Genomic DNA, 25,871 nt, shown 5'->3' with positions numbered 1-25,871 from the left:
TTCTAGAGTTACTGCGCGCTGCCGTGGGCGGCGGCGTGCTGCGCGAAATACGCATCGACGGTGGCGAGAAACGCGTCTTTTTGCGCCTGCGGCAGGAAGGCGGCGATGAAACCGTTGCGCGCCAGGCGTTGCGCGTGGGATAGGCCCAGCGGCAAGGCGTCGAAGATGGCCTCGAAATTGTCGTTCATGTAGCCGCCGAAATACGCGGGATCGTCCGAGTTCACCGTCACCAGCAAGCCCGCGTCGAGCAGTTGCACCAGGTTATGGTCATGCATCTGGTCGAACACGCGCAGCTTGGTGTTCGACAGCGGGCAGACGGTCAGGGCGATCTGTTCGCGCGCCAGGCGCGCCGTCAGTTCCGCGTCTTCCAGGCAGCGCACGCCATGGTCGATGCGTTCGACCCGCAAGTCGTCGAGCGCCGTGCGGATGTAGGCCGGCGGGCCTTCCTCGCCCGCGTGGGCCACCAGGTGTAGGCCCAGTTCGCGGCAGCGGGCAAAGACGCGCGAGAATTTCTCGGGCGGGTTGCCCACTTCCGAGGAATCGAGGCCGATGCCGATGAATTTGTCGCGATGCGGCAGGGCGTCTTCCAGGGTCTCGAACGCCTCTTTCTCGCTCAGGTGGCGCAGGAAGCACAGGATCAGGCTCGCGCTGACGGGGCTGTCCTGGCAGGCGCGGTGGATGCCGTTGATCACGTCGGCCATGGGCACGCCGCGCGCCGTGTGGGTTTGCGGGTCGAAGAAGATTTCCGTGTGCAAGACGTTATCGGCTTCGGCGCGGCGCAGATAGGCTTGCGTCATGTCATAGAAATCCTGCTCTTTCAAGAGCACGCTTGCGCCGGCGTAATAAATGTCGAGAAAAGACTGTAAATCCGTAAAAGCATAGGCGCTGCGCAAGTGTTCCACCGATTCATAGCCCAGCGGCACGCCATTGCGCGCTGCCAGTGCGAAAATCAGTTCTGGCTCCAGCGAGCCTTCGATATGGATATGCAGTTCGGCCTTCGGCATGCCGCGGACGATCGCGCGCAATGGGGAGTTCATCATGGGTGTTCCTTGTAGGGTGACGATAAAAATGCTGGCCCGCGCGCGTGCGGCGCGCGCGGCCATCAGACATGCAGGCATCTTAGCGCAAGATGGCCGGCCTCACCGGCGCCAGGCCGCCATGGCGCCGGCGACCGCAGCGCCACGGCCGGCACCGGCACGCGCTGAGGAATTGTCGTATGATGATTTAAAAGGGACAAAAAGGTTCACTGAAACCGATGAAAAATTTGATGATTTATTCAATTAAATCAACAATTTGCAAACAAGTATTAAGGATATGCCGACATATCTTTTGACTTCCTGATCCTTTAGAGCAATAATAAATTTCATGGGGTAAAGGTTGGTGCAACAAGCGCTATCAACAGTGAAAAAAAGCCGGCTGGCCACGTCAGCACACGGCATCAAGCGCCAGTTTTTTGGTCCGGGCAATCCGGACTCGCAAAGACAGCCGGGCTTGAAACAACAATAAAAATCGATACGGGGTACAGAAAAAATTCAAGCGGCAAGCCCAGGCGAGTGCCAGGCGGGCGGCCATGGTGACTGGCAGTACAGGTTTACATTAAAGGACATTGACATGACCATTTTTGATAACTATGCAGCACGCTACGAGCGCACCCGCGAAGAGGAAATGTCGCTCACCGAATACCTGGCCCTGTGCAAGAAGGACAAGCTGACGTACGCCAGCGCGCCCGAACGCATGCTGGCCGCCATCGGCGAGCCGCAACTGGTCGACACGCGCAACGACACGCGCTTGTCGCGCATCTTCGCCAACAAGGTGATCAAGATCTACCCCGCCTTCCGCGAATTCTACGGCACCGAGGAAGTCATCGAGCAAGTCGTCTCGTATTTCCGCCACGCGGCGCAAGGCCTGGAAGAGCGCAAGCAGATCCTGTACCTGCTGGGGCCCGTCGGCGGCGGCAAGTCGTCCATCGCGGAAAAACTCAAGTCGCTGATGGAACACGTGCCCTTCTATTGCCTGAAAGGCTCGCCCGTCAACGAATCGCCGCTGGGCCTGTTCAACGAGGAAGAGGACGGCACCATCCTGGAAGAGGATTACGGCATCCCGCGCCGCTACCTGCGCAACATCCCCAGCCCGTGGGCCGTGAAACGCCTGCATGAATACAATGGCGACATCAACCAGTTCCGCGTCGTCAAGCGCTACCCGTCCGTGCTGAAACAGATCGCCATCTCGAAGACGGAGCCGGGCGATGAAAACAACCAGGATATCTCCTCGCTGGTGGGCAAGGTCGACATCCGCAAGCTGGAAGACTATGCGCAGGACGACCCGGACGCCTACAGCTATTCGGGCGGCCTGTGCCTGGCCAACCAGGGCTTGATGGAATTCGTGGAAATGTTCAAGGCGCCCATCAAGGTCTTGCACCCGCTGCTGACGGCCACGCAGGAAGGCAATTACAAGGGCACGGAAGGCTTCGGCGCGATACCGTTCGACGGCATCATCCTGGCCCACTCGAACGAGTCGGAATGGAAGACGTTTAAAAACAACCGCAACAACGAGGCGTTTCTTGACCGTATCTATATAGTCAAGGTGCCGTATTGCCTGCGCGTCTCCGATGAAATCAAGATCTACGACAAGCTGGTGGCCAATTCCTCGCTGGTCAAGGCGCCGTGCGCGCCCGGCACCCTGCGCATGATGGCGCAGTTCGCCATCCTGTCGCGCCTGAAAGACCCGGAAAACTCCAGCATCTTCTCGAAGATGCTCGTCTACGATGGCGAAAACCTCAAGGATACGGACCCGAAGGCCAAGTCGATGCACGAATACGTCGATTACGCCGGCGTGGACGAGGGCATGAACGGCCTGTCGACGCGCTTTGCTTTCAAGATCCTGTCAAAAGTGTTCAACTTTGACAATTCCGAAGTGGCCGCCAATCCCGTGCACTTATTATATGTACTGGAACAGCAGGTCGAGCGCGAGCAGTTCGCGCCGGAACTCGAGCAGCGCTACTTCTCCTATATTAAAGAGCACCTGGCGCAGCGCTATGTGGAATTCATCGGCAAGGAGATCCAGACGGCGTACCTGGAAAGCTATTCGGAATACGGCCAGAACATCTTCGACCGCTACGTGACGTTTGCCGATTTCTGGATACAGGACCAGGAATACCGCGATCCGGACACGGGCGAAAGCTTCGACCGCGAATCGCTGAACAATGAGCTGGAAAAGATCGAGAAACCGGCGGGCATTTCCAATCCGAAGGATTTCCGCAATGAAATCGTGAACTTCGGCTTGCGCGCGCGGGCCTCGAACGGCGGCAAGAATCCCGCCTGGACCAGTTATGAAAAGTTCCGCACCGTGATCGAAAAGAAAATGTTCTCGAATACGGAGGAATTGCTGCCCGTGATTTCCTTCAATGCCAAGGCCAGCGCCGACGATGCCAACAAGCACGCCGACTTCGTGGCCCGCATGGTGGAAAAAGGCTATACGGCCAAGCAGGTACGCCTGTTATGCGAATGGTACTTGCGCGTGCGCAAGTCATCCTAGCGCGGACAGCGGAGGCGCGCTCCCGCCCGAGGGCTGGCGGGGCGCGCAAGACGAGAAGCAAGGAGGCACCCTTTGACATACCTCATCGACAGGCGCTTGCAAAGCAAGAACAAATCCGCCGTCAACCGCGAGCGTTTCCTGCGGCGTTACAAGGGCCAGATCAAGGATGCCGTGGGGCGCGCCATCAAGGGGCGCTCGATCACGGACGTCGAGAATGGCGAGAAGGTCAGCATCCCAGTCAAGGACGTGGGCGAACCGTCGTTCGGCCACGCGCATGGCGGCATCTGGGAAGTGGTCAATCCCGGCAACAAGGAATACCTGAAAGGCGACCAGATCGCCCGGCCGAAAGGCGGCGGTGGCGGCGGGCGGGGCAAGGCGGGCAATAGCGACGAGACGACGGAAGACGACTTCATCTTCGAATTGTCGCGCGAAGAATTCATGAACTATTTCTTCGAGGACCTGGAATTGCCGCACATGGTGAAAACCCAGCTGACGGCCACCACGGAATTCAAGAACCAGCGCGCCGGCTACAATATGTCGGGCACGCCATCGAACATCCACGTGCTGCGCTCCCTGCGCGGCGCGCTGGGACGGCGCATCGCCGTCGGCGGCGGCGCCCGCAGGCAGCTGGCGCAGGCCGAGGAAGACCTGGCGACCCTGCTGCACGAAGGCGCGCCCGACAGCGACCCGCTGGTGGTGGAACTGCGCCGCCTGATCCATCACCTGCACACGCGCCTGCTGGCGATTCCCTTCATCGACCCGTTCGACTTGCGCTACAGCAACCGCATCAAGGTGCCCAAGCCCATGACGCAGGCCGTCATGTTCTGCATCATGGACGTGTCCGGCTCCATGGACGAATCGCGCAAGGACACGGCCAAGCGCTTCTTCATCCTGTTATATCTGTTCCTCAAGCGCGTCTACGACAAGATCGAGGTGGTCTTCATCCGCCACCATACGGCGGCGGCCGAGGTGGACGAGCATGAATTCTTCAATTCGCGCGAGTCGGGCGGCACCGTCGTCTCCTCGGCCCTGCACTTGCTCAACACCATCATCGACGAACGCTATGGCGCCGGGCAATGGAACAGCTATGTGGCGCAGGCCTCCGACGGCGACAACTGGGACAACGACTCCGTGCTGTGCCGCCAGTTGCTTATTAATACCATCATGCCCAAGGTGCAGTACTACACCTATGTCGAGATCACCGACGGCCCGCAGCAAAACCTGTGGGAGCAATACGCGGGCGTGCTCGAGCACCACGCCCATTTCGCCATGCAAAAGATCGTCACGCCGGCCGATATCTACCCGGTCTTCCGCGAACTGTTCAAGAAACAGGTGAAATGATGAGTGCAGCCTTTGACCGCGCCAGCAACACCCCGGGCGAACCGTTCGTGCGCCTGCGCCACCCGAACGCCCTGCCCGAACAGTCGGAATGGACGTTCGAGCTGATCGAGCAAATCCACGAGGAAATCCGCCGCGTGGCGAAACAGTTCGGCCTCGACACCTATCCGAACCAGCTGGAAATCATCACGGCCGAACAGATGATGGATGCCTACACCTCGGTCGGCATGCCCGTCTCCTACAACCACTGGTCGTTCGGCAAGCATTTTCTGTCCACCGAGAAAAGCTACAAGCGGGGCCAGATGGGCCTGGCCTACGAGATCGTCATCAACTCGAATCCGTGCATCGCCTATTTAATGGAGGAAAACAGCCTGACCATGCAATCGCTGGTGATCGCGCATGCGGCCTATGGCCATAACTCCTTCTTCAAGGGCAATTACCTGTTCCGCGCCTGGACGGATGCGGACGCCATCATCGACTATATGGTGTTTGCCAAGAATTACATCGCCGAATGCGAGCAGCGCCATGGCGTCGATGCGGTGGAATTGCTGCTCGACTCGTGCCACGCCATCCAGAACTATGGCGTGGACCGCTACAAGCGCCCGGCGAAACTGTCGATGGCGAAGGAATATGCGCGCCAGAAAGAGCGCGAAGCCTATGTGCAGTCGCAGATCAACCAGCTGTGGCGCACCCTGCCCCGGCGCGACGAAGACGAGGAAGAGGACGACCAGCGCAAGGCCGCGCCCCGCTTTCCGCCCGAACCCGAGGAAAACCTGCTGTACTTTATAGAGAAGTACGCGCCGCTGCTGGAACCGTGGCAGCGCGAGATGGTGCGCATCGTGCGCAAGATTTCCCAGTACTTCTATCCGCAGCGGCAAACCCAGGTCATGAACGAGGGCTGGGCCACCTTCTGGCACTACACGATATTGAACCAGCTCTACGATGAAGGCGTGGTGGGCGACGGCTTCATGATGGAGTTTCTCAAAAGCCATACCAACGTGGTCTACCAGCCGCCCATCGACAGCCCCTATTACAGCGGCATCAACCCGTATGCGCTGGGTTTTGCCATGATGAGCGATATCCGCCGCATCTGCGAGCACCCGACGGACGAAGACCGCGCCTGGTTCCCCGACATGGCCGGCAGCGACTGGCGCAAGAGCCTGGACTTCGCCATGCGCAATTTCAAGGATGAAAGCTTCATCGCCCAGTATCTGTCGCCACGGCTGATCCGCGAATTCCATTTCTTTGCCGTGCTCGACGACGACAAGAACGAGAAGCTGGCCGTGTCCGCCATCCACGACGACGCCGGCTACCGCTACGTGCGCCAGCAGCTGGCCGAGCAGTACAACCTGGGCAACCGCGAACCGAACATCCAGGTGTGGTCCGTCAACACGCGCGACGACCGGGCGCTGACATTGCGCCACACGCAATTCCAGCGCCGCCCGCTGAACCAGCAGGCGGCCGAGGTGCTCAAGCATGTGGCGCGGCTGTGGGGCTTCGACGTGCACCTCGATACGGTCGATCCGCAGGGGGTAGTTCTGGGCACCTTGAATTGCCGGCGCGAGAAGCGCAACCGGCGCGACGACCCGGTCGCCAAGCCATGAAATGATTTATTGATAATAATCAATAGCAAGAATATAAGCGCTTCCTATGCCTATATAGGAATTCAGTATGGCCTGACGGCGTCAAAACGGCCTCCGGAAGGGCTTTTTTTGACCTGGGTGAAGTACGTTGCGCACCCGTTTGGTGCGCGCGGCGGGCTAAGTGGTCTGGTTCCGCGTCAAAACATTTCCTGCGAGAAAGATTTTTCTCCAAATTTAGCAGTTTCCATATTGGATATCACGAAATATAATTCCGCCAGATCGGCACATCGGAGAACTTAGCAGCGGTCGCCCAAAACGGCTGTAAAAAACCGATAAGACCGCCTTTTTTTCTGTCCGAAAGCGTGCAAAGATGACATAAGCAAGTACGTTTTCAGGGCGCAAAAGCGCCAAAAATTTAACCGGTTTTAGGCGTTAAAAATCTGTGTAAAATAAAGAATTCGTATGTATAATTCGGCGACGTCCCGGATACGGCTGGAGCTTTGTGTCGTCATTTTGGGGTTCAGTTGCAAGACAAGAGATGGTATTTGGAGAAAGCAGGCATGAATTTTTCGAACGAGAAAAGTCCCAAGAACTACACAGGCATAACCGTCGTTGTCCTGCTGCACGTTCTCGCGGCTTACGGGATCGCGACGGGCTTGGGCAAGCGGTTGGTCACCAAAATGATGGAACCGGTTGAAACCAAGATTATCGAGGAAGTCAAACCGCCTCCACCGAAGGATCTTCCACCGCCACCACCGCCGCCAGAAATGAAAGCGCCACCACCGCCATTCATTCCGCCAGTCGAGGTGAACGTGCAGCAGCCGCCGCCACAGCAGAACGTGATCGCAAATGCGACTGCCGTGAAGCCTGCCACGAATGTATTGGCACCGCCATCGCCGCCTGCACAGCCTGCGCCAACTCCTGGACCAGCCAAATCGGTGCGTACACCGGCCGTGGTTGACTTCAGTGTCTGCGAAAAACCGGCTTATCCAAAGTCGTCGCAGCGCAATGAGGAAACCGGTGTGGTGACACTGTCGTTCCTGATCGGTGTAGACGGCAAGGTCGCTGATTCGAAGATCGTGAAGTCCAGCGGCTTCAGAGACCTGGACAAAGCCGCGGTGCAAGGTATCAGCCGCTGTACATTCAAGCCGGCAACAGTTGACGGCAAGCCGGAACAAGGCTGGCAGCAAATGCAATACGTTTGGTCGCTGGATTAAAACCCGAGGCAGTTATCCCCTGTCTCACACTATGATTTCGTTGTCATTACGTTCAGCGATCTGTTATTTTTAATTTTGGAGGAAGCATGTTTAAGAATACCCGTTTGTCCGCATTTTTTGCCGCGGTTCTGTTGTCCGTCACCGCTACCACCGCTCTGGTAGCAGCTCCGGCATTCGCTGACGCGCCAGCATCGGCTGCCGCTTCGGCTCCTGCGGCAGACGCTGCACCAGCACCAGTTGCCGCAGACGCCGCCGCTCCAGCAGCAGACGCAGCAGCAGCTCCAGCCGCTGACGCAGCCGCTCCAGCCAAAACCGAAGAAGTGCACAACCCGTTCGGCCTGTCCGCAGTGTGGGACGGCGGCTTCGTGCCACGCGCCACCCTGATCATCCTGTCCATCATGTCGATCGGCAGCTGGTACATCATCATCACCAAACTGCTGGATCAAATGAAGATCTTCAAGCAAGCCAAAGAAGCCGCTTCCAAATTCTGGAAAGCGCCTTCGATCGCTGCTGGTTCGGCAACCCTGAGCGAAGGCTCGCCATTCCGCTTCATCGCTGAATCGGGCACCAAGGCAACCGCACACCATGACGGCGCCCTGCTGGAACAAATCGACCTGTCGACCTGGGTGACGATGTCGATCCAGCGCGCTTCGGACAAAGTCCAATCGCGTCTGCAAGATGGCCTGTCGTTCCTGGCAACCGTTGGTTCGACCGCACCGTTTATCGGTCTGTTCGGTACCGTTTGGGGTATCTACGGCGCGCTGACCGCTATCGGCATGACCGGTAACGCATCGATCGACAAAGTGGCAGGTCCAGTTGGTGAAGCACTGATCATGACCGCTTTCGGTCTGCTGGTCGCCGTTCCTGCCGTTCTGGGTTACAACTGGCTGGTACGTCGCAACAAATCCGCAATGGAAGACATCCGCTCGTTCAGCGCCGACGTTCACTCGGTCCTGGTTTCCGGCGTAATGTCCACCAGCGAAGCTGGCCGTGCTGCCGGCGCTAAAAAGATCGGATAAGAATCATGTCGATGTCCGTCGGCTCCGACAGCGGAGATGAAGATCAAGTAATGTCAGAAATCAACACGACGCCGCTCGTCGACATCATGTTGGTTTTGCTGATCATTTTCTTGATCACCAGTCCGGTTGTCCTCAAATTGCAGAAAATCGATCTGCCGATTGAGGCCAACCAAGCCCTGCAAACCAAGCCAGAGAACGTCAACATCGTTGTTAACAAGGATGGTGAGATTTACCTGGGCCAGACCAGACTGAAAGACACGAACGAACTGTTCGATTATCTTAAAGTTGAAGCAGTGAAAGTACCGCAGCCGGAAGTACACGTTCGTGGCGACCAAGAAACACGCTACGAATCGATCGGCCGGGTTATTTACACGACCCAACGTGCCGGGATCCAGAAGGTCGGCTTCATCACCGAACCACCTGACAAGGGCTGATAGCGACTGACAGCGGCGCCCCGGCAACATGGGGCGCCGCTGAAGGAAGCTTGCCGGGCGGCAGTATCGCCCGGTGCTTCGTTGGACTTCTTAAAGGAAACACTATGAGTATGAATGTCGGTTCGGGAAGCGCAGCAGGCGCGGATCCGGAACCAATGATGGAACTGAACATGACGCCCCTCATCGACGTGATGCTGGTGCTGATTATCATGTTGATCATCACGATTCCTAAGCAAAACCACTCGGTGAACCTGAACATGCCGGTCGGCACCCCGCCGCCACCGACAACCGAACCAGTGGTCGTCACGATCGATGTCGATTTTGATGGCACTATCTTGTGGGACAATCAGGTCGTACCTGATCGGAATACGCTGGAAGCCAAGCTGAGCAACGTTGCTGCGCAAGCAGATCAGCCAGAAGTGCATCTGCGTCCCAACAAGCTGGTGGAATACAAGGTCGTCGCCGGTGTGATGGCGTCGGCGCAGCGTCTGGGCGTGACCAAAATCGGTCTGGTCGGCAACGAGCAATTCCAGTAAGCTGTAGCAATCAGGTTATCTTTACATCCGAATAGGCAGGACTTCCTGCCTATTCGCTTTTTACTGAAAGACTTTCTCATGTCCAAGTTTCGTCTCGCTCATCTCGGCCTCGTCATGGCCGCTATCGGTTTTACCGCAGCAACTCCTGTAATCGGCCTGGGCTCGCTGGCATATGCCGCGGACACCGTGCGCGCCGAAGTCGGCAAGCCACTGCAAGAAGCACAAAAACTCGCTAGCAGCGGCAAGAACAAGGAAGCGCTGGCCAAACTGCGCGAAGCAGACAGCGTCGGCGGCAAGACCGCCTTTGAAAGCTACCAAATCGAACGCGTGCGCGCTTCGGCCGCCGCCGCCGCTGGCGACAACGGCACCGCCATCAAGGCCTTCGAAGCCGTCATCAATTCCGGCCGCCTGAGCGCCGCCGAAGCACCGAAATTCACGCAAGCGCTGGCAGGCATGTACTACCGCGCCAAGGATTGGCCGAACACCATCACCTGGATCAAGCGCTCGCTGAAAGACCGCGACGATGCGCAGATGCGCGAATTGCTGATCCAGACCTACTACGTCAGCGGCAACTACGCCGAAGCGGCCAAGGAACTGCAAGCGCGCGGCGGCAACTCGGAAGCGAGCCTGCAAATGCTGGCCAACATCCAAATGAAACAGAACGACAAGGCCGGCTATGTGGCTACCCTGGAAAAACTGGCCGGCAGCTATCCAAAGACCAGCTACTGGGCCGACCTGCTGAACCGCGTCTCGGGCAAACCTGGCTTCTCGCAACGCCTGGGCCTGGACGTCCAGCGCCTGCGCCTGGCCAACGGCCTGTTCACCAAGCCTTCCGAATACATGGAAATCAGCCAGCTGGCCCTGCAAGCAGGCAATCCCGGCGAAGCGCTGGCCATCATCGAGCAAGGCTACAAGAAAGGCGTGCTGGGTACCGGCGCCGATGCCGCCCGTCACCAGCGCCTGAAAGACCTGGCCCTGAAAACCCAGGCCGACCTGAAAGCCAACGCCGCCAAGTCGGAAGCGGAATACGTCAAGAACAAGGACGCCGACAGCTTGAGCAAGCTGGGCTTCGCGCTGGTCTACGATGGCCAGGCCGAGAAGGGCCTGGGCTTGATGAACGACGCCGTGAAAATGGGCACCGCCAAGTATGCGGAAGAGGCCAAGCTGCATCTGGGCATCGCTTACATTCACGCCGGCAAGAAAGCCAATGCCACGACGGCATTCAAAACCGTCAAGGGCACGGATGGTGCGGCTGATCTGGCACGCTACTGGATGTTAATGAATAAATAAGACAACATCCTCCGGGAGTTGCAGGCAGCTAGTCGAGTGCCACCCAAAAGCGTTGCCAGCACACTTGCCGGCAACGCTTTTTATCATTTCAGCAGTGAAATTCGCCCTGTGCCCGCCCTGCCGGGTGTGCATCGCTGAAACAGTCCGTATAATCCCCCTTTTGGCACAGTTTTTCATCAGATTCCTATGAAGGTATTCCGCGGACTTCCCAATGCCCAGGCACGAGCGCCTTGCGCTCTGACCATCGGCAATTTTGACGGTGTCCACATCGGCCATCAAGCCTTGCTGGCGCGCGTGCGCGGCGCGGCGACCGAACTCGGCATTGAAGCGGCCGTGATGACGTTCGAACCGCACCCGCGCGAATTCTTCGCGCAGCGCGCGGGCGACCTGTCCAAAGCCCCGCAACGCATCGCCAACTTGCGCGACAAGCTGCAATCGCTGGACGACGCCGGCATCGACCGTGTCGTCGTCGAGCACTTCAGCGCCCAGTTCGCCGCCTTGACGCCGCAGGAATTCACGGAAAAAGTCCTCGTCGACGGCTTGCACGTGAAATGGCTGATGGTCGGCGACGACTTCTGCTATGGCGCCCGGCGCGCCGGCGACGTGGCCATGCTGCAGGAAGCGGGCCGCCAATATGGTTTCCATGTAGAAACATTGCCCACCGTGATGAACGGCAGCACGCGCATCTCCTCGTCCGCCGTGCGCCTGGCCCTGGCGGCCGGGGATTTCCCGCTGGCCACGCAGCTGCTGGGCCATCCCTACGCCATTTCCGGCCACGTCATCCACGGCCAGAAACTGGGCCGCACCCTCGGTTTTCCCACCCTGAACCTGCGCGTGGCGCACCGCCCCGCCCTGTCCGGCATCTTCATCGTGCAGGTGCACGGCCTGGGACCGCAGCCGCTGCCCGCCGTGGCCAGCCTGGGCGTGCGCCCCACCGTCGACGACAGCGGCCGCGTCCTGCTGGAAGTGCATCTGTTTGATTTCGCCCAATCCTGCTACGGCAAGCTGGTGCGCGTGGAATTCCTGCACAAGCTGCGCGACGAAGAAAAGTACGACGACTTGCCTACCCTGACGGCCGCCATCGAGCGCGACTCGAATCAGGCGCGCGCCTATTTTGAGCAGCGCAGCGGCGCCATTACCGCCACCGACCGAATTTGACGCCGGCCAACTCCGCCGCCTGGCGGCACTTGCCGCCGCAAACCATTCAATATCATTAAAGAAGATTATGTCCGATCAAAACAAGCCAGCCACGCCCAAGCAGAACAAGAAACCCGAAAGCAAATACCCGGTCAACATGACGGAAACCCCGTTCCCGATGCGCGGCGACATGGCCAAGCGCGAGCCGCAATGGGTGCAGCAATGGCAAGACAAGAAGATTTACGAGCGCGTGCGCAAGGCTGCCGCCGGCCGTCCGAAATTCATCCTGCATGACGGCCCACCGTACGCGAATGGCGATATCCACCTGGGCCACGCCGTCAACAAGATCCTGAAGGACATGGTCGTCAAGTCGCGCTCGCTGGCCGGCTTCGACGCGCCGTATGTACCGGGCTGGGATTGCCACGGCATGCCGATCGAGATCCAGATCGAAAAACTGCACGGCAAGAACCTGCCGACGGCCGAGGTGCTGGAAAAGGCCCGCGCCTACGCGACCGTGCAGGTCGAGCGCCAGAAGAAGGATTTCATTCGCCTGGGCGTGCTGGGCGAGTGGGACAACCCCTACCTGACCATGGCGCACGGCAATGAAGCCGACGAATTGCGCGCGCTGGGCAAGCTGCTGGAAAAAGGCTATGTCTACCGCGGCCTGAAGCCCGTCAACTGGTGTTTCGACTGCCAGTCGGCGCTGGCCGAAGCGGAAGTGGAATACGCGGAAAAACGCGATCCCGCCATCGACGTCGGCTTCAAGTTCGCCGAGCCGGAAAAACTGGCGGCCGCCTTTGGCCTGCCTTCCCTGCCGACCGATAACGGTTTCATCGTCATCTGGACCACCACGCCGTGGACCATCCCGTCGAACCAGGCGCTGAACGTGCACCCGGAAGTGAAATATGCGCTGGTGAAGGCCGAGCGCGATGGCCAGCCTCTGCTGCTGATCCTGGCGCAAGACCTGGTCGTGGCCAGCCTGGCCCGCTTCAAGCTCGATGGCACGACCATCGCCACCTGCGACGGCGCGGCCCTGGCCGGCATCAGCTTCCGCCACCCGCTGCATGCGGCCGACGCCTTCTACGACCGCCTGTCGCCTTTGTACCTGGCCGACTACGTGACCACGGAAAGCGGCACGGGCGTGGTCCACTCGGCGCCAGCCTACGGCCTGGACGACTTCATCTCGTGCAAGGCGCACGGCATGAAGGACGACGACATCATCAAGCCCGTCATGGGCGACGGCAAGTTCGCCTCGACCCTGCCGCTGTTCGGCGGCATGACCATCTGGGAAGCGTCCAAGCCGATCTGCAACGCCTTGCGCGAAGCGGGCGCGCTGTTCGAAGTCAAGATGTTCGACCACAGCTACATGCATTGCTGGCGCCACAAGACGCCGATCATCTACCGCGCCACCTCGCAGTGGTTCGCCGGCATGGACGTGACGCCGAAGGATGGCGGCGCGACCCTGCGCGAGACGGCCTTGCAAGGCATCGCCGACACCGAATTCTTCCCGGACTGGGGCCAGGCGCGCCTGCACGGCATGATCGCCAACCGCCCAGACTGGACCCTGTCGCGCCAGCGCCAGTGGGGCGTGCCGATGGCCTTCATTGTGCACAAGGAAACGGGCGACCTGCATCCACGCACGCCGGAACTGCTGGAGCAAGTGGCCAAGCTGATCGAAAAGGGCGGCATCGAGGCATGGCAGGCGCTGGACCTGGCCGACCTGATCGGCGACGAAGCGGCCATCTACGCCAAAAACAAGGACACGCTGGACGTGTGGTTCGATTCCGGCGCCACGCACCAGACGGTGCTGGGCGGCCCGCAAGCGCACGGTTCGCACTCGACGCAGCTGCAATTCCCGGCCGACCTGTACCTGGAAGGCTCGGACCAGCATCGCGGCTGGTTCCACTCGTCGCTGCTGGTGTCGTCGATGCTCAATGGCCGTCCACCATACAAAGCCCTGTTGACGCACGGCTTCACGGTCGATGGCGAAGGCAAGAAGATGTCGAAGTCGCTGGGCAATACCTTAGCGCCGCAAAAGATCTCGGACACCCTGGGCGCCGACATCCTGCGCCTGTGGATCGCCTCGACCGACTACACGGGCGAGCTGTCGATCTCCGACGAGATCCTCAAGCGCGTGACGGAATCGTACCGCCGCATCCGCAACACCCTGCGCTTCCTGCTGGCGAACACCTCGGACTTCAACCCGGCCACGGACGCCGTGCCGGTGGCCGAGATGTTCGAAATCGACCGCTACGCGCTGGCCAACATGGCATCGCTGCAGCAGCAGATCGAGAACAACTATGCGCGCTACGAATTCCACCCGGTGGTGTCGAAGCTGCAGACCTACTGTTCGGAAGACCTGGGCGGCTTCTACCTGGACATCCTGAAGGATCGTTTGTACACCTCCGGCTTGACGTCGCACGCGCGCCGCTCGGCGCAGACGGCCCTGTGGCACATCACGCAAAGCCTGCTGCGCCTGATGGCCCCGGCCCTGTCGTTCACGGCCGAGGAAGCATGGGCCGTCTTCGCAGGCAGCGAAGCCTATGCCGCCAGCGATGAAACCATCTTCACGCAAACCTGGTGGCAGCTGCCGCAAGTGTCGGACGCCGCCGACCTGCTGGAGAAGTACACGGCCCTGCGCGCCGTGCGCACGGACGTGACGAAACAGCTGGAAGACTTGCGCACCTCGGGCGCCATCGGCTCCTCGCTGCAGGCGGAACTGACGATCAAGGCCGCGCCGATGAAGTACAAGCTGTTGACCACCCTGGGCGACGACTTGAAGTTCGTCTTCATCACCTCGCAGGCAACGGTGACTGAAGTCGCCGACGAAGCAGCCGAGGAAGTGCTCGTGGCCGCGTCGACGGCGCCGAAGTGCGAGCGCTGCTGGCACTACCGCAGCGACGTGGGCACGGACGCCGCCCATGCCACCTTGTGCGGCCGCTGCGTCAGCAACCTGTTTGGCGCGGGCGAGAAACGCCGCTTCGCCTAAACAACGTCGTCAAAATCTACTGCGCGTCGCGATTTGCGGCCTGCGATGCTCGCTGTACTAAAGTACAGCTGCGCGTCTCGGCCACAACTCGCTGCCGCTCGCTACGATTTTTCCCGCCGTTGTATGCTATGAGTCCAACCGCCGCCTGCCACCAGGCGGCGGCTTTATCTTCCCTGGAAAAATATGGCCACTAAAAACCGTTTTTCATCGAAATCGTCATCCTCGGCGTCGCTCGTGCCCTGGCTGGGTATTGCCGCCATCGTCATCCTGTTCGACCAGATCACCAAGATCACGATCCTGAAGACCTTCCGCTATGCGCAAGAGATGGTCATCACCTCGTATTTCAACCTGGTGCTCGCCTATAACAAGGGCGCCGCGTTCAGCTTCCTGTCCGACCAGGGCGGCTGGCAGCGCTATTTCTTCACCGGCATCGCCCTGGCGGCCGCCATCTACATCGTCTATCTGCTGAAAAAGCACGCCGGCCAGCGCATGTTCTGCTGGGCCCTGGCGTTGATCCTCGGCGGCGCGCTGGGCAACGCCATCGACCGCCTGATGTACGGCCACGTGGTCGACTTCCTCGACTTCCACTGGAAAAGCTGGGGCCATTTCCCCGCTTTCAACATCGCCGACAGCGCCATCTGCATCGGCGCGGCCCTGTTCATCATCGATGAACTGCGCCGGGTAAACAAATAAACACGCAGGAGAACGGCATGGAATTGTCCGGCAAAAAAATCGTCCTGGGACTTTCGGGCGGCGTCGCCTGCTACAAGGCGGCGGAACTGTGCCGCGCGCTGACAAAGGCCGGCGCCTCGGTGCAGGTGGTGATGACGGAGGCGGCCAGCCATTTCATCACGGCCGTCACGATGCAGGCCCTGTCCGGCCACCCCGTGCATACGAGCCAGTGGGATGCGCGCATCGCCAACAACATGGCGCATATCGACCTGACGCGCCAAGCGGATGCGATTCTGATCGCCCCGTGTTCGGCCGATTTTCTGCGCAAGCTGGCGCACGGCGTGTGCGACGACCTGCTGTCTACCCTGTGCCTGGCCCGCCCTGCCCACCTGCCTTTGCTGGTGGCGCCGGCCATGAACGTGGAGATGTGGCAAAACCCCGCCACGCAACGCAATGTGCAACAGCTGCGCGACGACGGCGTCAAGCTGTTTGGCCCCGCCGCCGGCGAACAGGCGTGCGGCGAAACGGGCCTGGGCCGCATGCTGGAACCGGAGCAGCTGCTGACGGAGCTGATCGCCGCCTTCCAGCCAAAGGTGTTGGCGGGCAAGCGCGTGCTGGTCACGGCGGGCCCCACCTTCGAAGCGATCGACCCCGTGCGCGGCATCACCAATCTGTCCTCGGGCAAGATGGGCTATGCGGTGGCGCGCGCGGCGCGCGAAGCGGGCGCCGAGGTGCTGCTCATTTCCGGCCCCACGGCCCTGGATGCGCCCTTCGGCGTGCGCCGCATCGACGTGCAAAGCGCGCAGCAGATGCATGATGCGGTACTGGCCCACGTCGACGGCCAGCATGTCTTCGTCGCCGTGGCCGCCGTGGCCGACTGGCGCGTGGCCAACGCCAGCGAACAGAAGATGAAAAAACAGGCCGACGGCTCCGTGCCCGAGCTGCAGTTCGCGCAAAATCCCGACATCCTGGCCACCGTGGCGGCGCGCACCAACCTGGCCGGCTATCCGTATTGCGTCGGCTTTGCCGCCGAATCGGAAAACCTCGTGGAATTCGGCTCGACCAAGCGCGAGAAAAAAGGCATTCCATTGCTGGTCGGCAATATCGGCCAGAACACGTTCGGCCAGGACGACAACACCATCATCCTGTTCGACGAGGAAGGCCATACCGTGCTGCCGCGCGCCTCGAAACTGAACCTGGCGCGCCAGCTGATTTCGGAAATCTCGAAGCGGCTGGCCAAAAATTCGCTGCTCAAATAAGAATGCCTAAAAACCTACTGCGCGTCGTGATTTGCGGCCTGTGATGCTCACTGTACCTTCGTACAGTTGCGCTTCTCGGCCACAACTCACCGCCGCTCGCTACGGTTTATTAGGCATTCCAGAAACCTTTTTATCAGTCTTAATGTAAAGCTTTAATGAAAAATATCGACATCAAGATCCTCGACGCCCGCATGCAAGACCTGCTGCCCGCCTACGCCACACCCGGCAGCGCCGGCCTGGACCTGCGCGCCTGCATAGACGAGCCGATCACCATCGAAGCCGGCCAGACCGTGCTCATTCCCACCGGTCTGGCCATCCATATCGGCGACCCGTCGTATGCGGCCATGATCCTGCCGCGCAGCGGCATGGGCCACAAAAACGGCATCGTCCTGGGGAATCTGGTAGGCTTGATCGACTCCGATTACCAGGGCCAACTGATGGTATCGACCTGGAACCGGGGCCAGAGCGCTTTCACGCTCAATCCCATGGAACGCCTGGCGCAACTGATTATCGTGCCGGTGCTGCAAGTGGGCTTTAACGTCGTCGAGGAATTCGGCGACAGCGAACGCGGTGTTGGCGGTTTCGGCAGCACCGGCAAACATTAACAGCGACTGACAAACCGTAGCGAGCGGATGTGCGTTGTGGCTGAGCATCGGAGCTGTGCGAATGCACGGGGCCGCCGAGACAGTGAGCATCGGAGGCCGCGACCCGCGCCGCGCAGTAGGTTTTGTCAGGAGTTACAAGAAGGATTTTCTCATGCCAGGTTTCCGCCATCTGATCCCAGCCCCGACTTCGCTGCGCCATCTGGCCTCGCCACTGCTGGTGGCTTGCGTTGCCCTTCTCTCTGCCTGCACCACGCCGGCGACGCATGTCAGCGGCCCGTTCAACGTCGTGCCGGCGCCCGATGCTCCCGCGCCGACGGCGCAGCAAAAGGCGGCGCAGGAAGAACTGGTGAAGATGGTGGCGCTGCAGGACCGCCTGTCGAAAGTCTCGGCGCCCCTGCTGATCAACAATGCGGACCTGTGCAAGACGTATGCGCGCAACCTGCTGGGCTTTACGGCGCAGAACAAGTATTCCTACCCTGGCATCTATGCCGATGCGGCGCAGGCGGCGCTCGGCTACGGCGAGCAGATGCAGGTGTCCGGCGTCTTGCCGGGCAGCGGCGCCGCGCGCGCCGGCTTGCGCAAGGGCGACGGCTTGCTGGCCGCCGAAGGCAAGCCGCTGCCGGCCGGCCCGAAAGCGGAAGGCCCGTTCGGCGCCATCGTCGGCCCGCTGGCCTCGAAAAGCGCGAGCCTGAACATGACCATCGCCCGCGACGGCCAGCAGCAGGACCTCAAAATTCCCGTCACGCGCGCCTGCGCCTTCCGCGTCGCCCTGGGCAATGCGGACAACGTCAACGCGTATTCGGACGGCGCGCGCATCATGCTCACGCGCGGCATGGTCAACGCGGCGCAAAACGATGAAGGCATCGCCTTCGTGATCGCCCGCGAAATGGCGCACAACATCCTCGACCACGCGCGCAGCCAGCGCACGGCGGGGACGGCCGGCAGCATCATCGACAGCCTGGGCGCCGTGCAGCCCGACGTGTCGATGCTGACGGGCGCCGCCGGCATCAAGGCCATGCCGCAGGAACTCGACGTGCAAGCCGACACGCTGGCCATCTACCTGCTGGCGCGCGCCGGCTACAACGTCGACAACGCCGCCCGCTTCTGGCAGCGCCTGGCCACGCAAGTGCCGGCCACGGTCGCCAACGGCTACACGGCCCTGCACCCGGGCACCAACTCGCGCATGGCGGCCATCAACCGCGCCGTCACCGACGTGCGCGCCAAGCAGGCGGCGAAGAAGCCGCTCAAGCCTTAAGCACCAGAGGCGCCTGATGCCGCAGGTTGGCTCAGGCGCCCGGGAAGTTGGGGAAGTAGGTGCCCATGATCCAGGTCAGGGCGCCGCAAAACACCACCGCCAGGAACAGGGCGATGAGCAGTTTGCCGAACTTGGGAATACCCTCTTCTTGCGTCTTGACTTCATTTGACATGAAAATTCTCCGCAGGGTGGTGGAACAGGTAGTATATCCACAATCTTGAATACTTTTCCATATTTTGCCGCAAACATGCGGCATGTCACTCGCGCGCACCATGGACAGCATCGACCTTGAAGTTCTGAAAACCAGCGCCGCCTGGCTCGCCACCGGCCACCGCTGCGAACTCGTCACCGTCATCAAGACCTGGGGTTCCAGCCCCCGCCCCGTGGGCGCCACCCTGGCCATCTGCGACGATGGCACGGTGGTCGGTTCCGTCTCCGGCGGCTGCATCGAAGATGACTTGATCGACACCGTGCGCGTGCACGGCATCGTGCGCACCTTGCCGGAAATCGTCAGCTACGGCATCAGCGCCGACGAGGCGCACCGCTTCGGCCTGCCCTGCGGCGGCACCATCGAACTGGCCATCGAACCGCTGCATGCGGGCAGCCGCGTGGACGAACTGCTGGCGCGCCTGGAAGCGCATGAACTGGTCGAGCGCCGCCTGGACCTGCGCAGCGGCGCCGTCACCCTGCAGCGCGCCGCGCCGGGCGCCGTGCTGGCCCTGGAAGATGGCGTACTCACCACGCAGCACGGCCCGCGCTGGCGCTTGCTGATCATCGGCGCCAGCCAGCTGTCGCGCTTCGTGGCGCAAATCGCCACGGCCATGGATTACCACGTCATCGTCTGCGACCCGCGCGAGGAATACCGGGGTGGCTGGAACGTGCCGGGGGTGCCCCTGCTGCACGCCATGCCCGACGACCTGGTGCTGGAATTAAAGCTCGACAGCCGCAGCGCCGTCGTCGCCCTCACGCACGATCCCAAGCTCGACGACCTGGCCCTGATGGAAGCGTTGAAATCGCCCGCGTTCTACGTGGGCGCCATCGGCTCGCGCGCCAACAATGCCAGGCGGCGCGAGCGGCTGCTGCAGTTCGACGTCAGTGCGGAACAGCTGGTGCGCCTGCACGCTCCCATCGGCCTGTACATCGGCAGCAAGACGCCGGCCGAAATCGCCATTTCCATCCTGGCCGAACTGACGGCCGTGAAAAACGGCGTGCCCGACGCGCTGCAGATCCAGCATGCGGCGGCCTTGACGCCGCCCAACCCTGACCTCTGCGTGCGCTGACGCCTGAAAAGCAAGAAACGCGGTGCGCCCGCATCGCCTCCCTGATACCGTCCCTGACTTTGGCCCACCATGACCCTGCTGCACTGGACGCTCCCCCTGCCCGCCGGCTACCGCCGCGACGACGTCATCGCCTTTCACGGCCGCGATACAGAAGCCGTGGCGGAACAAGTCACGCCGGCGGGCCTGCGCAAGGGCATCCTGCTTGCCGGCGCGCCCGTCGTACTGGACGTCGCCTTCACGCCGGATGCCGCCATCTGCCAGGCAGACATCGATGACGATGGCGATGCCGACCTTGACACGCCCCTGCACGGCGCCCTCCTGAACATCCTCGGCCTGCGCATCGACCCGCAGCCGTTCGCGCTACTGGCCGCCGCCGACCCGCTGCTGGCGCCCTTGGTGCGCCTCAATCCGGGCCTGCGCATCGTGCAGTCGGCCAGCCCGTTCGAGGCGCTGACCTGGGCCATCATCGGCCAGCAGATCAACCTGCCGTTCGCCATTGCCCTGCGCCGCACGTTTATTTTGCAGGCAGGACGCCGGCATGGCAGCGGCTTGTGGTGCTACCCGGAGGCGCGCGACGTGGCGCGGCTATCCGTCGAGGATTTGACGAGCCGCAAATTCTCGCGCGCCAAGGCGGAAACCGTGCTGCGCCTGGCACGCCTCGTCGACGACGGCGACTTGTCGCTGGAGCTGCCCCCGTCCGGCGACGTGGCCGCCATGTCGCAGGCGCTGCTGGCCGTGAAAGGCATCGGTCCGTGGACCGTCAATTACGCGCTGCTGCGCGGCTACGGCCATGCCGACTGCTCGCTGCACGGCGACGTGGCCATCCGCGCCGCCCTGCAAAGGCTGCTCGGCCTAGACGTCAAACCGGACATGGCGCGCACGGAGCAGTGGCTGCGCCAGTACGCGCCGCACCGCACCATGGCGGCCGCCCACCTGTGGGCCAGCCTGCATGCGCCGGCAAAAAATAATCCGCAAGACGTGGAATAAACGGCGGGCGGCGGGCGTCTATCCCTTGCAAGCCCACCAAAACCTCAAGGAGACCATCATGCGCTTCACCACTTTTGCCGCCACCGCCCTCGCCGCCCTGCTGTCCGCCCCGCTCGCCTTCGCCGCCGACGTCATGCCTGCCAACGGCATGCTGGTCAACGCCAGCGGCATGACCGTGTATGTGTTCGACAAGGACGTCGCCGACAGCGGCAAGAGCGCCTGCGGCGGCGGCTGCCTGGTGGCCTGGCCCGCCGTCATCGCCACCGAAGCGGCGCCCGCCGCCCCGTATGGCAGCATCCAGCGCGAAGACAACGGCGCCATGCAGCTGACCTACAAGGGCAAGCCCCTGTACCTGTACAAGGAAGACAAGAAGCCGGGCGACGTGGCCGGCGACAATGTCAAGAACGTGTGGCACGTCGTCAAGCCCTAAGCTCACTATCGCGCCGCCACGATGACCACGCAAGAGGACAGCCGCCAGCTGCAAGCCTGCCTGCCCGGCCTGCGCCGCTATGCGCGCGCGCTGGTCGGCGCCGTGCACGCGGACGACCTGGTGCAGGACACTGTGGAGCGGGCCTGGCGCAAGGTCGACCAGTGGCAACGGGGCGGCGAAATGCGGCCCTGGCTGTTTTCCATCATGCACAACCTGCACGTGGATCAATTGCGCCGTCCCGGCCTGGCGCTGCAGGAACTCGACGACGATGCCCTGCTGCCCGCGCCCGAGCATGCGCCGGGACAAGCCATCGCCATCGGCGAGATGGATGCGGCGCTGGCCCGTTTGCCTTTGGCGCAGCGCGAAGTCATCCTGCTCGTCGCGCTCGAACAGATGCCGTACGAGCAGGTGGCGGCCACCCTGGCCATCCCCGTCGGCACCGTCATGTCGCGGCTGTCGCGCGGGCGCGAGCGGCTGCGCGAACTGCTCGACGGCCGCCCGGCCGGTAGCCATGGCGCCCCCACCCTGAAAGTCGTGAAATGACAACGCAAGCCATCAGCGAAGCGCAATTGCACGCCCTGGCCGACGGCGTCCTGCCCGAGGCGCAGCGCGCCGCCATCGAGGCCCACCTGCGCGCGCATCCCGAAGACGCCGCCAGGGTGGACGCGTGGCGCGAGCAGAACCGGCAGTTGCGCGCCCTGTTCGATCCCGTGCTGGACGAAGCCGTGCCGCCGGCGCTGCGGCAGGCGGCGGCCCCGCCGGCCGCGAACGGCGCCTGGCGCCGCCCCGCCATGCAGGCGGCTGCGGCCATCGTGCTGGTGGTCGCTGGCGGCGCGGGCGGCTGGCTGCTGCGTGGCGGCGACGGCGTGAGCGCCAGCGCCAGCCCCATCTCCCTGGCGCGCAGCGCCGCCATCGCGCATGCCGTCTATACGCCCGAAGTGCGCCACCCCGTGGAAGTGGGCGCGGCGCAGGAAGCGCATCTGGTGCAATGGCTGTCGAAACGCCTGGGCACGCAACTGCAGCCGCCCGCGCTGTCGCCGCTCGGCTACCAGCTGATCGGCGGGCGCCTGCTGCCCGGCGATGGCGACGGCCCCGTGGCGCAATTCATGTATGAAGATGGCAAAGGCCAGCGCCTGACCCTGTACGTGGCCAGGGAGCGGAGCGGCAGGCAGGAAACGGCTTTCCGCTACACGCAGGAAAAGGATTTGAGTGTGTTTTACTGGATCGACGGCCAGCTCGGTTATGCCCTCTCGGCGAGCCTGCCCAAACAGGCGCTGGGCAAGATCGCCGACGCCGTGTACGCGCAGCTGGAGCAGGCGCGCTGAAGCAGGTCGACGTGAGGGTACCCGACGGCCGCCGGCCCCACTCCCTGCAGCGCACGGCGGCTGGTGCTACCATCGCCTACTGATGCGCTCATCCGTATGGCGGATGGCCGTCGCGCTTCCCCGCGCCATCCCCACTCCGAGGAATACACATGACGACCCTGACCATCAATGGCAAGCAGCACGACCTTGCCCTGCCTGACGACACGCCCCTGCTGTGGGCCCTGCGCGACGAACTGGGCATGACCGGCACCAAATTCGGCTGCGGCATGGCATTGTGCGGCGCCTGCACCGTGCATATGGACGGCGAGGCCATCCGCTCCTGCGTGACGCCCGTGTCGGCCACCGCCGGCAAGAAGATCACCACCATCGAAGCGGTGGGTGTAGACAAGGTCGGCCTGGCCCTGCAGCAAGCCTGGCAGGAGCACGGCGTGCCCCAATGCGGCTATTGCCAGGCCGGCCAGATCATGTCGGCCACGGCCCTGCTGCACAAGACCCCGAGACCGAACGACCAGCAAATCCGCGAAGCGATGAGCGGCAACATCTGCCGCTGCGGCACCTACACGCGCATCCACGCGGCCATCAAGCAGGCCTCGGCCAGCATCGGCGTGAAAGGAGCGGCCCAATGAGCATCCTTGAAAATCTCCCCGCCCCCGCTTCGCCTGCGCGGCGCAACTGGCTCAAGGCCGCCGGCGCGCTGGCCGGCTTGAGCCTGGTGGCCGGTCCTTCCGGCCTCGTGATGGCGGCCGACGCCGTCAAATACGGCGGCGACAAGATGGCGGGCGGCGTGGTCGACGACACCCTGGTCTTCCTGTCGATCGGCGCCGATGGCATCGTCACCATCGTGGCGCACCGCTCCGAAATGGGCCAGGGCATCCGCACCAGCCTGCCCATGGTGGCGGCCGATGAACTGGGCGCCGACTGGGCGCAGGTGCGCGTGCGGCAGGCGCCCGCCGACGAAGCGCGCTACGGCAGCCAGGATACGGACGGCTCGCGCAGCATGCGCCACTCGTTCCGCGCCATGCGCCACGTGGGCGCGACGGCGCGCCTGATGCTGGAAACGGCGGCCGCCGTGCGCTGGGACGTGCCCGTGACGCAAGTCAAGGCCGTCAATCACGCCGTCGTGCATGCGGCCAGCGGACGCTCGCTGTCCTTCGGCGCGCTGGCCGGGGAAGCGGCCAAACTGCCGGTGCCGCCACGCGCCCGCATCAGCCTGAAAACGGCGGGCGAGCTGCGCTACATCGGCCAAACCAGCACACGCGGCATCGACTTGCACGATATCGTCACGGGCAACACCCACTTCGGCATCGACACGCGCCTCGACGGTATGGCGTACGCCGTCATCGCCCGTCCGCCCGTCTTCGGCGGCAAGCTGAAAAGCGTGGACAAGACGGCGGCCCTGAAGGTGCCCGGCGTGCTGCGCATCGTCGAACTGGCGGGCAGCCCGCCACCGGCCATGTTCAATCCGCTGGGCGGCGTGGCCGTCATCGCCAGCAACACCTGGGCCGCCATCAAGGGCCGCGCGGCGCTGGTGCTGGAATGGGAGGATGGCCCGAACGGCGATTACGATTCGACCGCCTTCCGCAAGACGCTGGAAGCGGCCGTGCGCCAGCCGGCCAGCCCGGCGCGCGACCAGGGCAAGACGGTGGCGACGCTGGCCGCCGCTCCCGCCGCGCGCAAACTCAGCGCCGAATACTATCTGCCGCACCTGGCCCACGCCACCATGGAGCCGCCCGCCGCCACCGTGCGCATCGCCGGCGGCAAGGCCGAGGTGTGGGCCTGCGTGCAGGCGCCGCAGGCGACGCGCAGCAACGTGGCCAAGGCCCTGGGCCTGGCGCATGACGACGTGACCGTGCACGTGACCCTGCTCGGCGGCGGCTTCGGGCGCAAATCGAAACCCGATTTCGCCGTCGAGGCGGCGCTGCTGTCGCAAACCATGGATGGCGCGCCCGTCAAACTGACGTGGACGCGCGACGACGACCTGCAGCACGACTACCTGCACACGGTGTCCGTCGAACGGCTGGAAGCGTCGCTCGACGCGAAGGGCATGCCGACGGCCTGGCTGCACCGCACGGCCGCGCCCACCATCACCTCGACCTTTGCCGCCGGCGCGAACAAGCAGGCGCCGTTCGAGCTGGGCATGTCGGCCATCAACGTGCCGTTCGCCATTGCGAACATCCGCGTCGAAGTGCCGGAAGTGCCGGCCCACACGCGCATCGGCTGGTTCCGTTCCGTGTCGAACATCCCGCACGCCTTCGCCATCCAGTCGTTCACGGCCGAACTGGCGCACGCGGCGAAGAAGGACCATCGCGACTACCTGCTGGCGCTGTTGGGCCCCGCGCGCAAGATCAACCCGGCCGACCTGTCCGACGGCTGGAACTATGGCGAAGACCCGGCGAAGTATCCGGTCGACATAGGCCGCATGCGCCACGTGATCGAGCTGGCAACAAGCAAGGCGGGCTGGGGCCGCAAGCTGCCCAAGGGACGGGGGCTGGGTCTGGCCGTGTCCTACAGTTTCGTCACCTATGTGGCGGCCGTGATCGAAGTGGAGATCAACGCGGCCGGCGAAGTCATCGTGCCCAGGGTCGATATCGCCATGGATTGCGGCCCGCAGATCAACCCGGACCGCGTGCGCTCGCAGATCGAGGGCGCCTGCATCATGGGCCTGTCGCTGGCCATGAGCGGCGAGATCAGCTTCAAGAACGGCCGGGTCGAGCAAAGCAATTTCCACGACTATAGCGTGCTGCGCGCCGCCGACGCGCCGCGCGTGATCCACACGCACCTGGTGCCGGGCACCCTGGACATGGAGCTGGGCGGCGTGGGCGAACCGGCCACGCCGCCCATCGCGCCCGCCCTGTGCAACGCCATCTTCGCCGCCACGGGCAAGCGCATCCGCGCCCTGCCCGTCGGCATGCAGCTGGCGAAGAAAGCCTAGGCGCAAGAGTAAACACTCCGCACAACGAAAAAACCGCTGGCCCTCTTGC

At 62.5% G+C, this 25,871-nt stretch carries 23 protein-coding genes; 21 read left to right on the top strand and 2 right to left on the bottom strand.

Going from position 1 to position 25,871, the window contains the following annotated elements; genetic code table 11:
- Positions 1-8 precede the first annotated feature (8 nt).
- Positions 9-1,040, bottom strand: a complete 1,032-nt coding sequence (locus tag J0O65_RS10925) for an adenosine deaminase (protein ID WP_215406617.1) — start codon at positions 1,038-1,040, stop codon at positions 9-11.
- Between the two features lie 571 nt (positions 1,041-1,611).
- Here J0O65_RS10925 and J0O65_RS10920 point away from each other — a divergent pair.
- From J0O65_RS10920 to J0O65_RS10855, 14 genes are all read left to right on the top strand, one after another.
- Positions 1,612-3,534 carry a PrkA family serine protein kinase gene (locus J0O65_RS10920; RefSeq protein WP_034754154.1) on the top strand — a complete coding sequence of 641 codons (1,923 nt, stop codon included), beginning with the start codon at positions 1,612-1,614 and terminating at the stop codon, positions 3,532-3,534.
- 72 nt (positions 3,535-3,606) lie between these two features.
- Positions 3,607-4,875: a YeaH/YhbH family protein gene (locus tag J0O65_RS10915; RefSeq protein WP_215406615.1), complete on the top strand. Its 1,269-nt coding sequence runs from the start codon at positions 3,607-3,609 to the stop codon at positions 4,873-4,875.
- The gene (locus J0O65_RS10910) at positions 4,875-6,476 is read left to right on the top strand and encodes a SpoVR family protein (RefSeq protein WP_215406613.1); all 1,602 of its coding nucleotides are present in this window, start codon (positions 4,875-4,877) and stop codon (positions 6,474-6,476) included. The genes J0O65_RS10915 and J0O65_RS10910 overlap by 1 nt, the downstream gene beginning before the upstream one ends.
- Before the next feature lie 539 nt (positions 6,477-7,015).
- A complete protein-coding gene (locus J0O65_RS10905) occupies positions 7,016-7,672 on the top strand; it encodes an energy transducer TonB (protein WP_215406611.1) in 657 nt (218 codons plus the stop codon).
- 86 nt (positions 7,673-7,758) lie between these two features.
- Positions 7,759-8,691: a MotA/TolQ/ExbB proton channel family protein gene (locus J0O65_RS10900; RefSeq protein ID WP_215406609.1), complete on the top strand. Its 933-nt coding sequence runs from the start codon at positions 7,759-7,761 to the stop codon at positions 8,689-8,691.
- A 5-nt stretch (positions 8,692-8,696) separates the two neighbouring features.
- Positions 8,697-9,125: an ExbD/TolR family protein gene (locus J0O65_RS10895; protein ID WP_071075811.1), complete on the top strand. Its 429-nt coding sequence runs from the start codon at positions 8,697-8,699 to the stop codon at positions 9,123-9,125.
- 104 nt (positions 9,126-9,229) lie between these two features.
- On the top strand, positions 9,230-9,661 hold the full coding sequence (locus J0O65_RS10890) for an ExbD/TolR family protein (RefSeq protein ID WP_170840419.1): 432 nt from the start codon (positions 9,230-9,232) through the stop codon (positions 9,659-9,661).
- A 78-nt stretch (positions 9,662-9,739) separates the two neighbouring features.
- Entirely contained in the window at positions 9,740-10,951 is a 1,212-nt protein-coding gene (locus tag J0O65_RS10885) for a tetratricopeptide repeat protein (protein WP_215406607.1), read from the top strand.
- 186 nt (positions 10,952-11,137) lie between these two features.
- Positions 11,138-12,109: a bifunctional riboflavin kinase/FAD synthetase gene (locus J0O65_RS10880; RefSeq protein WP_215406605.1), complete on the top strand. Its 972-nt coding sequence runs from the start codon at positions 11,138-11,140 to the stop codon at positions 12,107-12,109.
- A 67-nt stretch (positions 12,110-12,176) separates the two neighbouring features.
- The gene (gene ileS, locus J0O65_RS10875) at positions 12,177-15,077 is read left to right on the top strand and encodes an isoleucine--tRNA ligase (protein WP_215406603.1); all 2,901 of its coding nucleotides are present in this window, start codon (positions 12,177-12,179) and stop codon (positions 15,075-15,077) included.
- Between the two features lie 183 nt (positions 15,078-15,260).
- Positions 15,261-15,770 (top strand): signal peptidase II, encoded by a 510-nt coding sequence (gene lspA, locus J0O65_RS10870; RefSeq protein ID WP_215406601.1) that lies wholly within the window; start codon positions 15,261-15,263, stop codon positions 15,768-15,770.
- Between the two features lie 17 nt (positions 15,771-15,787).
- Entirely contained in the window at positions 15,788-17,008 is a 1,221-nt protein-coding gene (coaBC, locus tag J0O65_RS10865) for a bifunctional phosphopantothenoylcysteine decarboxylase/phosphopantothenate--cysteine ligase CoaBC (protein WP_215406599.1), read from the top strand.
- Positions 17,009-17,163: 155 nt separating this feature from the next.
- Complete coding sequence (gene dut, locus J0O65_RS10860; protein ID WP_215406597.1) at positions 17,164-17,613, top strand: dUTP diphosphatase; 450 nt, start codon at positions 17,164-17,166, stop codon at positions 17,611-17,613.
- A 151-nt stretch (positions 17,614-17,764) separates the two neighbouring features.
- Positions 17,765-18,868: a M48 family metallopeptidase gene (locus J0O65_RS10855; protein WP_215406595.1), complete on the top strand. Its 1,104-nt coding sequence runs from the start codon at positions 17,765-17,767 to the stop codon at positions 18,866-18,868.
- A 31-nt stretch (positions 18,869-18,899) separates the two neighbouring features.
- On the opposite strand, the gene J0O65_RS10850 is transcribed toward J0O65_RS10855, so the two are convergent.
- Positions 18,900-19,040: a hypothetical protein gene (locus J0O65_RS10850; protein WP_215406593.1), complete on the bottom strand. Its 141-nt coding sequence runs from the start codon at positions 19,038-19,040 to the stop codon at positions 18,900-18,902.
- A gap of 100 nt (positions 19,041-19,140) precedes the next feature.
- On the opposite strand from J0O65_RS10850, the gene J0O65_RS10845 reads away from it, so the two are divergent.
- The 7 genes from J0O65_RS10845 to J0O65_RS10815 all read left to right on the top strand — a co-directional run bounded on the left by J0O65_RS10845 (position 19,141) and on the right by J0O65_RS10815 (position 25,822).
- Positions 19,141-20,148 carry an XdhC family protein gene (locus J0O65_RS10845; protein ID WP_215406703.1) on the top strand — a complete coding sequence of 336 codons (1,008 nt, stop codon included), beginning with the start codon at positions 19,141-19,143 and terminating at the stop codon, positions 20,146-20,148.
- Positions 20,149-20,217: 69 nt separating this feature from the next.
- Positions 20,218-21,135, top strand: a complete 918-nt coding sequence (locus tag J0O65_RS10840) for a DNA-3-methyladenine glycosylase family protein (RefSeq protein WP_215406591.1) — start codon at positions 20,218-20,220, stop codon at positions 21,133-21,135.
- A gap of 58 nt (positions 21,136-21,193) precedes the next feature.
- Entirely contained in the window at positions 21,194-21,565 is a 372-nt protein-coding gene (locus J0O65_RS10835) for a COG4315 family predicted lipoprotein (RefSeq protein ID WP_215406589.1), read from the top strand.
- Positions 21,566-21,586: 21 nt separating this feature from the next.
- Positions 21,587-22,108, top strand: coding sequence for an RNA polymerase sigma factor (locus tag J0O65_RS10830; RefSeq protein ID WP_215406587.1), 522 nt, complete (start codon positions 21,587-21,589; stop codon positions 22,106-22,108).
- Positions 22,105-22,890, top strand: a complete 786-nt coding sequence (locus J0O65_RS10825) for an anti-sigma factor family protein (RefSeq protein ID WP_215406585.1) — start codon at positions 22,105-22,107, stop codon at positions 22,888-22,890. Before J0O65_RS10830 ends, J0O65_RS10825 begins: the two co-directional genes overlap by 4 nt.
- Positions 22,891-23,039: 149 nt before the next feature.
- Entirely contained in the window at positions 23,040-23,516 is a 477-nt protein-coding gene (locus tag J0O65_RS10820) for a (2Fe-2S)-binding protein (protein WP_215406583.1), read from the top strand.
- Entirely contained in the window at positions 23,513-25,822 is a 2,310-nt protein-coding gene (locus tag J0O65_RS10815; RefSeq protein WP_215406581.1) for a xanthine dehydrogenase family protein molybdopterin-binding subunit, read from the top strand. Before J0O65_RS10820 ends, J0O65_RS10815 begins: the two co-directional genes overlap by 4 nt.
- The last annotated feature ends 49 nt before the right edge of the window (positions 25,823-25,871 follow it).

It is taken from the genome of Janthinobacterium sp. JC611 (assembly GCF_018682595.1).
Taxonomy (GTDB): domain Bacteria; phylum Pseudomonadota; class Gammaproteobacteria; order Burkholderiales; family Burkholderiaceae_D; genus Janthinobacterium.
Note: the sequence above shows the minus strand (reverse complement) of the source record. Positions and strands in the feature narration are given on the sequence as shown.